Genomic DNA, 13,009 nt, shown 5'->3' on the forward strand with positions numbered 1-13,009 from the left:
GCCATGACGACGTCCGACGAGCAGCGCGGCCGCCACCTGAAGGCGGGCCGTGCGTCACGCGCCCCGTACGCCCTCGACATCGATCCGGAGCGGGCCGGGTGGGAACGGTCGAGTCTGCGCGTCCTGGAGTTGGAGCCAGGTGGTGTTCACACCCTGGTAACCGGGGAGAGCGAATGGATCGTCCTGCCGTTGTCCGGCGCCTGTACGGTGCGGACGGCAGGTGAGATCTTTGAACTGCTGGGCAGGAAAGACGTGTTCGGTGCGGTGACCGATTTCGCCTATGTCCCACGCGACGCCCGCGCCCAGATCGCCTCCGGCGCAGGAGGCCGCTTCGCCCTGGCAGGAGCGAAGTGCGAGCGACGACTCCCCGCTCGCTACGGCCCCGCGCCGGAGGTACCGGTGGAGCTCCGTGGGGCCGGCACGTGCTCGCGCGAGGTGCACAACTTCGCCGCCGCCGACACGTTCGAGTGCGACCGGCTGATCGCCGTCGAGGTCCTCACTCCGGGCGCCAACTGGTCGTCGTACCCGCCGCACAAGCACGACGAGCACCGGCCAGGCGAGGAGTCCGTCCTCGAGGAGATCTACTACTTCGAGGTGGAGGACGGTGGGCTCGGCTACCACCGGGTGTCCCCGTCCCGCCCCGGCGGGACGGACGTGCTCGCCGAGGTCGCCACCGGGGACGCCGTCCTCATCCCCGACGGGTGGCACGGCCCGTCCATCGCCCCGCCCGGCCGCACTATGTACTACCTGAACGTGATGGCGGGCCCGGGGGAGCGGGAGTGGCTGATCCGCGACCACCCCGACCACCGCTGGATCCGGGACACCTGGCCCGATCAGCCCGTCGACCCCCGTCTCCCGCTCCACGACCGTCCGGCGCACCACGAGGGTCCGGCGCACGGCGACGATCCCACGCACGGCGACCACCGTCCCGCGCACGGCGACCACCGTCCCGCGCACGGCGACCGTCCCACGCCCGACGACCGGCTCCCGTACCACGACGACCCGGAGGACGCCCCGTGACCGGACCCCTCACCGCGTCCACCCGCAGGCTCACCACCGCCCAGGCCCTGATCGCCTTCCTCGCCCGCCAGTACACCGAACGCGACGGCCGCCGGCACCGTCTGATCAGCGCCACCTGGGGCATCTTCGGGCACGGCAACGTCGCCGGGATCGGCCAGGCCCTCGTCCAGGCCGGGTCCTCGATGCCCTTCCACCAGGGCCGCAGCGAACAGGCGATGGTGCATGCCGCGGTCGGCTACGCCCGCCAGTCGGGGCGGATGTCCACGCACGCGGTCACCACGTCCATCGGCCCGGGCGCCACCAACCTGGTCACCGGCGCCGCCCTCGCCACCGTCAACCACCTGCCCGTACTCCTCCTCCCCGGGGACACCTTCGCGACGCGTCCGGCGGACCCGGTGCTCCAGCAGCTCGAAGTGCCCCACGAGGGCGACGTGTCGGTGAACGACTGCCTGCGCCCCGTCTCGCGCTACTTCGACCGGATCACCCGCCCCGAGGCGCTGATCCCCGCCGCCCTCCAGGCCATGCGCACCCTCGCCGATCCGGCGGCCACGGGCGCCGTCACCCTCGCGCTGCCCCAGGACGTACAGGCCGAGGCGTACGACTGGCCCGAGGAGTTCTTCGCGACACGCGTCTGGAACGTACGCCGGCAGGCCCCTGACCCGGACGAACTCGACCGGGCCGTCCGGGCCGTGCGCACCGCGCGCCGCCCGCTGATCGTCGCCGGCGGAGGGGTCCGCCACAGCGCGGCCGAGGAGACCCTGGCAGCCTTCGCCGCGGCCACCCGTATCCCCGTCGCCTCCACCCAGGCCGGCAAGGGATCGCTCCGCCACGACCACCCCGCCGACGTCGGAGGGATCGGCCACACCGGCACCGCCACCGCCGACGCGCTCGCCCGCGAGGCCGATCTGGTCATCGGCGTCGGCACCCGCTACACGGACTTCACGACCGCGTCCGGCACCCTCTTCGCCGACCCGGCCGTCCGCTTCCTCAACCTCAACGTCGCCGGCTTCGACGCCCACAAGCTCGGCGCCCTGCCCCTCGTAGGCGACGCCCGCACCTCCCTGGCGGCCCTCGGCGAGGCGCTGCGCGCGCGGGGGTACCGCGTCGAGGCCGGCTACGAGAGCGAGTACACCGACGCCAAGTCCCGCTGGGAACTGCGCGTCGACGCCGCGTACGCCACCCCCGACCCGGACGCGCGCCCCACTCAGACCCAGGTCCTCGGGGTGCTCGACGAACTGGTCACCGAGGACGACGTCCTCGTCAACGCGGCCGGATCCCTCCCCGGCGACCTCCACAAGCTCTGGCGGGCACGCTCCCCGAGGCAGTACCACGTGGAGTACGGCTACTCCTGCATGGGATACGAGATCCCCGCGGCCCTCGGGGTCCAGCTCGCGGCGCCGGACCGGCCCGTCTGGGCGCTGGTCGGCGACGGCACGTACCTGATGAACCCCACCGAGATCGTCACCGCCGTGCAGGAGGGGCTGCCCGTCAAGCTCGTCATCCTGCAGAACCACGGCTACGCGTCGATCGGCGGCCTCTCCGAGTCCGTCGGCGCCGAACGGTTCGCCACCGCCTACCGGCACCGCACCGGCGAAGGCGCCTACACCGGAACCCCGCTCCCCGTCGACCTCGCCGCCAACGCCGCCTCCCTCGGCATGCGGGTGCTCCGCGCGGTGACCGTGGGGGAGCTGCGTTCCGCCCTGGCGGAGGCCAGGGGAGCGGACCGTCCCACTTGTGTCTACGTCGAGACCGAAACGCCAGACACAGTGTCGGGCCCCCCTCCCGCACAGGCGTGGTGGGATGTTCCCGTAGCCGAAACCGCGACCCGCACGTCCGCGGTCGAGGCCAGGAAAGAGTACGACCGGCAGATCGCAGCCCGACGCCGCCACCTGTGAAGGAGACCCCGTCATGAAGACCGTCAACCACTGGATCGGTGGCAAGACCGTCGAGGGCACCTCGGGCAACCACGGCAAGGTCACCGACCCCGCCACCGGCGCCGTCACCACCCAGGTCGCGCTCGCCTCCACCGAGGAGGTCGACGCCGCGGTGACCGCCGCGAAGGCCGCCTACGAGACCTGGGGCACCTCCTCGCTCGCGGCGCGCACCGCGGTCCTCTTCCGCTACCGCGCCCTGCTCGACGCCCACCGCGACGAGATCGCCGCGCTGATCACCGCCGAGCACGGCAAGGTGCACTCGGACGCGCTCGGCGAGGTCGCCCGCGGTCTGGAGATCGTCGAGCTGGCCTGCGGCATCACCACCCAGCTCAAGGGCGAGCTGTCGACCCAGGTCTCCAGCCGGGTCGACGTCTCCTCGATCCGCCAGCCGCTCGGTGTCGTCGCGGGCATCACCCCGTTCAACTTCCCGGCCATGGTGCCGATGTGGATGTTCCCGCTGGCCATCGCCTGCGGCAACACCTTCGTCCTGAAGCCCAGCGAGAAGGACCCCTCGGCCGCGAACCGGCTGGCCGAGCTGGCCGCCGAGGCGGGACTCCCCGACGGCGTGCTGAACGTGCTCCACGGTGACAAGGTCGCGGTGGACGGGCTCCTCGCCCACCCCGACGTGGCGGCCGTCTCCTTCGTCGGCTCCACCCCCATCGCGAAGTACATCCACGCCACGGCCTCCGCCAACGGCAAGCGGGTACAGGCGCTCGGCGGCGCGAAGAACCACATGCTGGTCCTCCCCGACGCCGACCTCGACGCGGCGGCCGACGCCGCCGTCTCCGCCGCGTACGGCTCCGCCGGCGAGCGCTGCATGGCCATCTCCGCCGTCGTCGCGGTCGGTGCCATCGGCGACGAACTGGTCGCGAAGATCCGCGAGCGCGCCGAGAAGATCAAGATCGGTCCCGGCAACGACCCCACCTCCGAGATGGGCCCGCTGATCACCGCCGCCCACCGCGACAAGGTCGCCTCCTACGTCACCGGCGCCGCCGCGCAGGGCGCAGACGTCGTCCTGGACGGCACCGGCCACACCGTGGAGGGCTTCGAGGACGGCCACTGGATCGGCCTGTCCCTCCTGGACAACGTATCCACCGACTCCGATGCCTACCGCGACGAGATCTTCGGCCCGGTGCTCTGCGTCCTGCGCGTCGACACCTACGAGGACGGCGTCGCCCTGATGAACGCCTCGCCGTTCGGCAACGGCACCGCGATCTTCACCCGTGACGGCGGCGCGGCCCGCCGCTTCCAGCTGGAGATCGAGGCCGGCATGGTCGGCGTCAACGTCCCGATCCCGGTGCCGGTGGGCTACCACTCCTTCGGCGGCTGGAAGGACTCCCTCTTCGGCGACCACCACATCTACGGCAACGACGGAGTGCACTTCTACACCCGCGGCAAGGTCGTCACCACCCGCTGGCCGGACCCGGCCGACGCCCCGACCGGCGTGGACCTGGGCTTCCCGCGCAACCACTGACCGCAGCAGCCCTCCCCCACGCGTCCGCCGCCCTCCCCCGGGGGCGGCGGACGCGCGTCCCGCTCCGACGGCGTCGGTCACACACCCCGGACATTGTCGAGGTCACGTCACTGAGTGATGCGGCTTCCGTACACCCCTGGGCCCAGGAAGCAAAGTTTGCCATCGTGATGTCCCGTCAGGGGTCGCAGGCGACTCCCGATGCACGGCAAGCGTTCTGAGCCTGGTCGGCCCACTCGGGTCGTCGTGCCACACCGATGTGCCACAACAAACGGGGGAACCATGTCTCTTCGCAGTCGACTCTCGCGCCGCGCACGGATCACACTCCTCGGCGTCACCGCCGGGAGCTTCGCGGCAGCAATCATCGTCGTACCGGCACTCGCCGACAGCGACTCCTCGGAGCAGGCGACGGCCGCCGCTCGGCAGGCGGACTACGGGCCCGAGCCCGAGGCCGACAGTCCGCTCGTCACGCAGACCGGCGGGCTGTCCACCATGGCCACCGCCACGCTCTCGCCCGACACGATGATCAACCGGGCGCGTGTCTGGCTCACGGCGAACAACGGCGGCCCGGTCCCGTACAGCATGGAGCGCAACTGGAAGGACGGATACCGCCAGGACTGCTCCGGCTTCGTCTCCATGGCGCTCGGAATGGGGAAGCCCGGTCTGAACACCGTCGGGCTGGCCGACTCGCGGAACGGCGTCACCAAGCGGCTCAGCGGCACGGGTCAACTGAAGAAGGGGGACCTGCTGATCGACTACAGCACTACGGACGGCGACTTCCGCCACGTGGTGATCTTCGAGAAGTGGGCGAACACGGCGCACAGTTCCTACTGGGCGTACGAGCAGCGCGGCACGTACGGCACGACCCACCGGAAGCTCACGTACGGGATCGGCAAGGACAACTACGACCCCTTCCGCCCGGTCAAGCTGGGTGGGGGCAGCGGCGGCGGAGGGCAGGTCCCGTCCCCGGGCGTCTCCTGGCCGGTCCTCCAGAACGGCTCCAAGGGCGCGGACGTGCGGTCCGCCCAGCAGTTGCTGACCGCGCACGGCTACACGGTCTCCGCCGACGGCGTCTTCGGCCCGAACACCCGCTCCGCCGTGGTCAGGTTCCAGAAGTCCCGGTCCCTGGCCGCCGACGGAGTCATCGGCCCGAACACCTGGTCCAAGCTGACCAAGGTGGTGAAGTCGGGTTCGTCCGGGCAGGCGGTGAAGGCCGCGCAGACTCAGCTGAACGTCTACGGCTACGGCCTCGTGGTCGACGGCGCGTTCGGCGCGAGGACGAAGTCTGCGGTGGTCGCCTTCCAGAAGAACCACAAGCTTCAGGTCGACGGCGTCGTCGGCCCGCAGACCTGGCGCTCCCTGCTCGGCACCCGCTGACGCGAGCGGTCCGGCACCCGGCCGGCTGGTCCCTCCCTCCGCGCAGGTGGGAAGGGCCCGCCGGCCTCCGCGCGCGTCAGCGCTGCCGCGCCGAAAACCAGGTGCCGCCATGCGCCCCGGTCCCGCACCCTGGGCGCATGAACGACCAGATCCGGCCGCCCCGTTACGAGATCCGCGCCCACCACACGGCCACCACGGTCACCGTCTACCAGGCCTACCGGCCTGCCATCGGCCTCCCGGCCGCCCGCGACGGGCGCTTCCCTCCCGCCTGGAAGCGCGACCGCATGACCTGGATCAAGCCGAGCTTCCTCTGGATGATGTACCGCTGCGGATGGGGCACCAAGGAGGGCCAGGAGACCGTCCTCGCCGTGGAGATCACCCGTGAGGGCTTCGGCTGGGCCCTGGAGAACGCCGAACTCTCCCACTACGTAAGGGGAGTGCACCCCGACCGGGCCACCTGGCAGCGCAACCTGCGCCGCAGCCCCACCCGCGTCCAGTGGGACCCGGAACGCGACCTCCACCTGAACCCGCTGCCCCACCGGTCGCTCCAGCTCGGGCTGGGCGGCGAGGCCGCCAGGCGGTACGCGGACGAGTGGCTCGTCTCCGTCGCCGACGTCACCCCGCTCGCGCACGAGGTCCACCGGCTCGTCAGGTCGGGGGAGAGGGACCGCGCCACGGCACTCCTACCCGTCGAGGAGCCCCTGACGGGCGTCGTACCGCCGGTGCCGGCCGACAGGTGAGCGGCTCGTCCGAGGGCTACTCCACCTCGATGCCGAAGTCCTGCACCAGCTCTTCGAGCCCGCCTGTGTAGCCCTTGCCGCCCAGGACGAAGTCCCAGTCCCCGTTCGGTCTCCGGCGGAAGGAGCCGAGCACCAAAGCCGTCTCCCGTGCCCGGCCGTCCGACACCTCGAGCAAGCCCAGCTCGGCCATACCCGGGTCGAGCAGGCGGATGCGGGCGTCCGTGAAGCCGGCGAGATCGGCCTCGGGGTTGATCTCCGGATCGACGGCCGCCACGAGAACGAGCCGGTCGGCCTCCTCCGGCAGTGCGTCGAACGACACGCAGATCGCGGACCTGTCGGGTGCGTCCGCGGGGATCGTCCGCACCGATCCGTCCGCCAAGCGCGGGTTGTTGAAGAAGACGAAGTGATCCTCGCTCAGTACCCGGTCGCCACGGCAGACGAGAGCGCACACGTCCAGCGCGGTGCTGCCCCTCCACGAGACTCCCAGGATGTTGTAGTCGTCAGGCGGCGCGGTGTCCGGAGCCGCATCGGGCTGTGGCCGGCGGTCCGGCGCCTGCGGGCTTCCGTCGCCGAGTCGCCCACGCAGACCGTGACGGTGCAACAGGTCGACGAGCTCCGGACCCGAGATGAGTTCCAGCGGCTTGCCGTTGGCGAAGGTGTGCGATCCGGGCCCGAATCCTGAGGTCGTGACGAGAACGCCCTTGTTCGCACCGGCGTCCTGCACCGTCCCGTACAGATCGCGGACGGCTGTGGGCGGCACCGTTCTGCGGTAGCGCTTCACCTGTACGACGATCTTTCCGCCACGGATCGGTGCCGGATCCAACGCGTCGACGTCCACGCCGCCGTCGCCCGAGCGTTGGGTGGTCACTGCCTGCATCCCCATCGCCCGGAAGAGCTCGGCCACGAGGTTCTCGAAGGCGATCGGGTCCATGGCGAAGAGGTCGGGGTCCTCGTCGTCGCCATGTGAGACAACGCTGTCTCCGACGTCCGCGGGGCGCCTGCCCGGCCGTACGGGGGTGAGCTGGTCCGGTCGGGGCGAGAGCTGCCCGCGCAGTGCATCGGTCAGGCAGCTCCCCGGGTCCACCTGCGACAGGTGCAGATCACGGAACGAGGAGCGTGTGGCCATCACCGTCGCGAGAACGATGTGACCAGGCCGTCCGGTGGAAGGGTCGTGCCCGTCGACGAATCCGTTCAGGGCGACCGACTCGAGTGCGCCCTGCTCGTCCGCCGCGAACAGCTCGTGCAGGACCAGAAGCACGCACTGAGCCAGAATCTCTCCGTAGACGGCTCGGCGCTGGGTCAGTGGGCGAGGGGTCTCCTTGTCCTGACCGACACCGGACATGTACCGGACGGACTTCACCTCCGGTACGACATCGAAGGCGGGCAGCTCCCAGTCCAGTACCAGCTGACCGGCCGCGGAGTCGTAGGCGGCCGCCAGTCTGCGCGGAAAGCCCTCCGGCCACACGGCCGAGGCGTAGAGCGCGGCGGAGAAGTACTCGATCACCGCCTCCGGGTTCCGCTGCCTCATACCCTCGGTCACCGCTGCGACGCCGGCATTGTGGCGCCGGACCTCGGCCAACCGGCCATCCGCCCACTGCTGATACTGCTGCTGGTAGGTCGCCAGCTCCTGCTGCCGCCGGGCCTCCGCCGCCTGTGCCGCCTGCCAGTCCCGCTCGAACCGCGCCCTGGCCTCCGCCTGAGCCTGGGCGCGACGGCCGGCGGTCCAACCCCCCTGGCTCTGGTAGTGGTTGAAGTCCGGCATGGGTACGGGCCGGCCCAACGCCCCGGGTGCAAAAGGCTGCACCTCCTCGGCCCGCATCAAGGAGGCGGCTCTGAAGGCCGGGGCCCGGCACCCTGATGCCAGCAGTCCCCGCAGCGACGCGACCTGCGCGTCCAGCTCCTCCGTGCGTCGCAGGGCCTCTGCCTGCCTGTACTCCCGGTGGCTCTGCGCGGCTCGGCGCTGATAGGCGCGCGCTTGCTGTTCCTGCTGCCTCTGCCGCCTGGCTTCGGCTTCCAACTGCCGCTGCTGCTGCCTCTGCGCCTCGGCCCAGACGCCGACCAGACCACCAGACCTACGACTCATGCGATGCACGCCCTCCCCGAGGCACCGGCTGTCCCCACAACCAGCTGTAACCAGACGACTCTAGTCAGCAATTGCCGCATGCACATCCACTCACCGAAGAAGGGACGACGTACCCGCAGGTCGACACTCCCGCGACCGGGCAGCGGTCGTCCTTCTCACCCCGCCCCGCCGAACTCCCACACCAGCATGGTGAAGTCCCCGTCGTCCGAAGCCCCCGCCGAGCGGTACGTGGCGAGCGCCGCCCCGTTGTCGCGGTCCACGCCCACCCAGAGGCCGTAGCAGCCGCGCTCCCGTGCCTCGGCCGCCAGGGCCAGGGTCAGCGCGCGGCCGATACCGCGGCGGCGGAAGCGTTCGTCGACCGAGAGTTCGTAGAGGCACATCTCCGTGCCCTTGTCCGGGTGGAGCATCTCGACGCCCGAGACGAAACCGGCCGGGGCGCCGTCCACGTGGGCGATCAGCATCAGATGGCCGCCCGCCGCGAGGAAGCGGGCCGCCCACTCCGGGCGCGGCGGGGCGTCGTAGAGGTGTGCGGCGGCGAGGAGTTCCGCCGTGGTGGTCGCGGGTCGGATGTCCACGAAGGGCCTTTCGCCGGGTGGGCGTACCGCGTCCGCAGTACGGGAGGGGGGTGGCGTACCTCTCGGGGAGGCGGCACACCTCACCCTGGCGGCAGCGGGACCCCGGACGCGAGCCCTTTAGGGTCGAGTCATGGAGAAACCGACTTCCCGGTGGCGGCACCGGCTGCCCCGCACCCCAGGCCGGTGGGCCGCGGTCGTCGCCGCCCTCGCCGTGCTCGCGGGTGCCGGTACCTGGACCGCCGTCGCCGACGACAGTGCCCCCACCGTGCACCGGCAGGACCGGATGATGAAGATGAACGGGGTGTCGGTCGACACCTCCTACTTCACGTCCGGGGGTTCGCAGCGCAGGCCCGCCGTCCTCATCGGGCACGGTTTCGGCGGCAGCAAGAACGACGTGCGCGCCCAGGCCGAGAAGCTCGCCGCCGACGGGTACGCCGTCATGACCTGGTCCGCCCGGGGATTCGGACGGACCACGGGGGAGATCACGCTCAACGCCCCCGACGCCGAGGTCAAGGACGTCTCCGGGCTCATCGACTGGCTGGCGGACCGGCCCGAGGTCGAGCTCGACGCGAAGGGCGACCCTCGGGTCGGTGTCACCGGCGCCTCGTACGGGGGCGCCATCTCGCTGCTCGCCGCAGGCTACGACAAGCGGGTCGACGCCATCGCGCCGGTGATCAGCTACTGGAACCTCGCGGACGCGCTCTTCCCCGACGGGGTCTTCAAGAAGCTCTGGGCGGGGATCTTCGTCAGCTCCGGCGGCGGCTGCGAGAGGTTCTCGAAGGAGCTGTGCGAGATGTACGAGCGGGTCGCCGTCAGCGGCAAGCCGGACGCCGCCGCCCGCGAACTGCTGACGGAACGTTCCCCCGAGGCCGTGGCCGACCGGATCGACGTACCCGCGCTGATCCTCCAGGGCCAGAGCGACTCGCTCTTCCCGCTCGGCCAGGCCGACGCCATGGCCAAGGCGATCAAGGCCAACGGCGCGCCCGTGTCGGTCGACTGGATCTCCGGCGGCCACGACGGCGGGGACGACGAGGGTGACCGGATCCAGGGCAGGGTCGGCGACTGGTTCGACCGGTACCTCAAGGAGGACAAGGGCGCCGACACCGGGCCGGGCTTCCGCGTGACCCGCACCGGCGGTGTCGACTCCACCGACGGCGCCGCACTCAAGCGCGGCGCGAGCAGCGACTCCTACCCGGGCCTGAACAGCGGCGGGCGGAAGATCGCGCTCAGTGGCGTCCGGCAGCAGACCGCACCGGGTGCCGGCGGACAGAGCGGACCGGGCGGACCGGGGGCGGCCGGCGGGCAGGAACCCCCCGCGACCTCCGGCGAAGGTGGAGCCGGACGCAAGGCGGCGGACGGCCTCACCCAGACCTTCCGCAACCCCGCGGGAGCCAACCCGCCCTCCGTCTCCGCCATCCCCGGCATCGGGGGCGGGCTCTCCCAGCTGTCCTCCCTCGGCGTGGGGCTCTCACTCGACTTCCCCGGGCAGTACGCGGGCTTCGAGTCCGCCCCGCTGGACCGGCCCGTGCACGTCACCGGATCGCCCACCGTCACCGTGAACGTGAAGGCCGACCAAGGCGACGCGGTCCTGTTCGGCAAGGTCTACGACGTCTCCCCGGACGGCAAGCAGCAGGTCCTGCCCTCCCAGCTCGTCGCCCCCTACCGGGTCACCCCCGCCGAGCAGGGCAAGCCCGTCGAGCTGACCCTGCCCGGCGTCGACCACGAGGTCGACGCCGGGCACCGGCTCCGTCTCGTCCTCTCCGCGACCGACCTCGCCTACGCCTCCCCCGCCGAGCCGGCGACGTACACCGTCACCCTCGACGGGCCGCTCACCGTGCCCACCGCGCCCGGTGTGAAGACCGCCGCGGCAGCCCTGCCCTGGTGGACCTGGGGGCTCCCGGCCGCCGGGGCCGTCATCGCGGCGGTCCTGCTGCTCACCGCCCGCCGTCGCACCGCGACACCCGCGCCCGACCCCGCACTCGCCGGCGTACCGCTGCAGATCACGGACCTGTCCAAGAAGTACGCCGGGGCCACCGACCGGTACGCCGTACGCGACCTCGGCTTCCGGGTCGAGAAGGGGCAGGTCCTCGGCCTCCTCGGGCCGAACGGGGCGGGCAAGACCACCACCCTGCGCATGCTGATGGGGCTGATCACCCCGGACGCGGGTGAGATCCGGGTCTTCGGGCACGCCATCCGCCCCGGAGCGCCCGTGCTGTCCCGCGTGGGTTCCTTCGTCGAGGGCGCGGGCTTCCTCCCGCACCTCTCGGGCCGCTCCAACCTGGAGCTGTACTGGCAGGCCACCGGACGCCCCGCCGAGGACGCGCACATCGACGAGGCGCTGGAGATCGCCGGGCTGGGCGACGCCCTGGCCCGGGCGGTGCGCACCTACTCCCAGGGCATGCGGCAGCGCCTCGCCATCGCCCAGGCCATGCTCGGCATGCCGGACCTGCTCATCCTCGACGAACCGACCAACGGCCTCGACCCGCCCCAGATCCGCGAGATGCGGGACGTGATGATCCGGTACGCGGCCGGCGGCCGCACGGTGATCGTCTCCAGCCACCTCCTCTCCGAGGTGGAACAGTCCTGCACCCACCTCGTCGTCATGGACCGGGGCCGGCTCGTCCAGGCCGGACCGGTCGCCGAGATCACCGGCTCCGGCGACATGCTGCTCGTCACGACCGCGAGCGAGGTGACCGAGCCGCTCGTGGAGAAGGTGGCCGCCCTGCCCGGTATCGGGTCCGCGGTGCGTACCGACGACGGCCACGGGCTGCTCGTCCGCCTCGACGGCGCGGGCGCGGAGCAACTCGTCGCGGACCTGGTGCGCCTCGACGTACCCGTGACGGGAGTCGGGCCGCACCGCCGCCTGGAGGACGCCTTCCTGACCCTCATCTCCCAAGGATCCGCATGAGCTCCGCAACAGAGATCCGGACCGTCGCAGAGGCGCCCGGCTACCAGGCCCGCCGCACCCTGCCGCTGCGCGTGGAGGCGATGAGGCAGCTGCGCCGGCGCCGCACCCTTCTCATGGGCGGGGTGCTCGCCGCGCTGCCGTTCATCCTGATCATCGCGTTCGCCATCGGCGGCACCCCCGGTGGTGGGGACGGCGGGGGAGGGGGAGGCGGTGGTTCGCGGATCAACCTCATGGACGTCGCCACGGAGTCCGCCGCGAACTTCGCCGCGACCTCCCTCTTCGTCTCCGCCGGCTTCCTGCTGGTCGTCCCGGTCGCCCTGTTCTGCGGGGACACCGTGGCATCCGAGGCGAGCTGGTCCTCGCTGCGCTATCTCCTCGCGGCGCCCGTGCCGCGCTCCCGGCTGCTGTGGAGCAAGCTCGTCGTGGCGCTGGGCTTCAGCCTGGCCGCGATGGTGCTGCTGCCGTTGGTGGCTCTGGGGGCCGGCGCCGCCGCGTACGGCTGGGGGCCGCTGAGGCTGCCCACCGGGGGTGCGCTCGCCACCTCCGACACGGTGCCCCGCCTCGCGCTCGTCGTCGCCTTCATCTTCGTGTCCCAACTCGTGACCGCGGGGCTGGCGTTCTGGCTGTCCACGAAGACGGACGCGCCGCTCGGCGCGGTGGGCGGGGCGGTCGGCCTGACCATCGTCGGCAACGTGCTGGACGCCGTCACGGCGCTCGGCGGCTGGCGTGACTTCCTGCCCGCGCACTGGCAGTTCGCGTGGGCCGACGCCCTTCAGCCCGATCTCGAATGGGGAGGGATGGCCAAGGGCGCGGCCGTATCGGTGACCTATGCCCTGATCCTCTTCGCCCTCGCCTTCCGGGGGTTCAGTCGTAAGGACATCGTGTCCTGACCTTGACGTTC

Annotated in this window: 9 protein-coding genes; 7 read left to right on the forward strand and 2 right to left on the reverse strand. The window is 71.7% G+C overall.

Going from position 1 to position 13,009, the window contains the following annotated elements; genetic code table 11:
• The first annotated feature begins 3 nt into the window (after positions 1-3).
• The 5 genes from iolB (at position 4) to ACGFNN_RS01715 (ending at position 6,542) form a co-directional block, all read left to right on the forward strand.
• Positions 4-1,020, forward strand: a complete 1,017-nt coding sequence (gene iolB, locus ACGFNN_RS01695; protein ID WP_393551879.1) for a 5-deoxy-glucuronate isomerase — start codon at positions 4-6, stop codon at positions 1,018-1,020.
• Entirely contained in the window at positions 1,017-2,915 is a 1,899-nt protein-coding gene (iolD, locus tag ACGFNN_RS01700; RefSeq protein ID WP_393551881.1) for a 3D-(3,5/4)-trihydroxycyclohexane-1,2-dione acylhydrolase (decyclizing), read from the forward strand. Before iolB ends, iolD begins: the two co-directional genes overlap by 4 nt.
• Positions 2,916-2,928: 13 nt before the next feature.
• Positions 2,929-4,428: a CoA-acylating methylmalonate-semialdehyde dehydrogenase gene (locus ACGFNN_RS01705; RefSeq protein ID WP_393551882.1), complete on the forward strand. Its 1,500-nt coding sequence runs from the start codon at positions 2,929-2,931 to the stop codon at positions 4,426-4,428.
• A 279-nt stretch (positions 4,429-4,707) separates the two neighbouring features.
• The gene (locus tag ACGFNN_RS01710; protein ID WP_393551883.1) at positions 4,708-5,802 is read left to right on the forward strand and encodes a peptidoglycan-binding protein; all 1,095 of its coding nucleotides are present in this window, start codon (positions 4,708-4,710) and stop codon (positions 5,800-5,802) included.
• 137 nt (positions 5,803-5,939) lie between these two features.
• Positions 5,940-6,542, forward strand: coding sequence for a DUF4291 domain-containing protein (locus ACGFNN_RS01715; RefSeq protein ID WP_393551885.1), 603 nt, complete (start codon positions 5,940-5,942; stop codon positions 6,540-6,542).
• A 16-nt stretch (positions 6,543-6,558) separates the two neighbouring features.
• Here the strand turns inward: ACGFNN_RS01715 and ACGFNN_RS01720 are convergent, their stop codons facing one another.
• Together ACGFNN_RS01720 and ACGFNN_RS01725 are read right to left on the reverse strand one after the other, a co-directional pair.
• Positions 6,559-8,625, reverse strand: coding sequence for a restriction endonuclease (locus ACGFNN_RS01720; protein ID WP_393551887.1), 2,067 nt, complete (start codon positions 8,623-8,625; stop codon positions 6,559-6,561).
• Positions 8,626-8,780: 155 nt separating this feature from the next.
• Positions 8,781-9,200 carry a GNAT family N-acetyltransferase gene (locus ACGFNN_RS01725; protein WP_393551889.1) on the reverse strand — a complete coding sequence of 140 codons (420 nt, stop codon included), beginning with the start codon at positions 9,198-9,200 and terminating at the stop codon, positions 8,781-8,783.
• Positions 9,201-9,330: 130 nt separating this feature from the next.
• Here ACGFNN_RS01725 and ACGFNN_RS01730 point away from each other — a divergent pair, with 130 nt between their 5' ends.
• Both ACGFNN_RS01730 and ACGFNN_RS01735 read left to right on the forward strand, forming a co-directional pair.
• Positions 9,331-12,108, forward strand: a complete 2,778-nt coding sequence (locus ACGFNN_RS01730; RefSeq protein ID WP_393551891.1) for an alpha/beta fold hydrolase — start codon at positions 9,331-9,333, stop codon at positions 12,106-12,108.
• Complete coding sequence (locus ACGFNN_RS01735; RefSeq protein ID WP_393551892.1) at positions 12,105-12,998, forward strand: ABC transporter permease; 894 nt, start codon at positions 12,105-12,107, stop codon at positions 12,996-12,998. The genes ACGFNN_RS01730 and ACGFNN_RS01735 overlap by 4 nt, the downstream gene beginning before the upstream one ends.
• Positions 12,999-13,009 lie beyond the last annotated feature (11 nt).

It is taken from the genome of Streptomyces sp. NPDC048590, from assembly GCF_043199535.1.
Classification (GTDB): Bacteria; Actinomycetota; Actinomycetes; order Streptomycetales; family Streptomycetaceae; genus Streptomyces.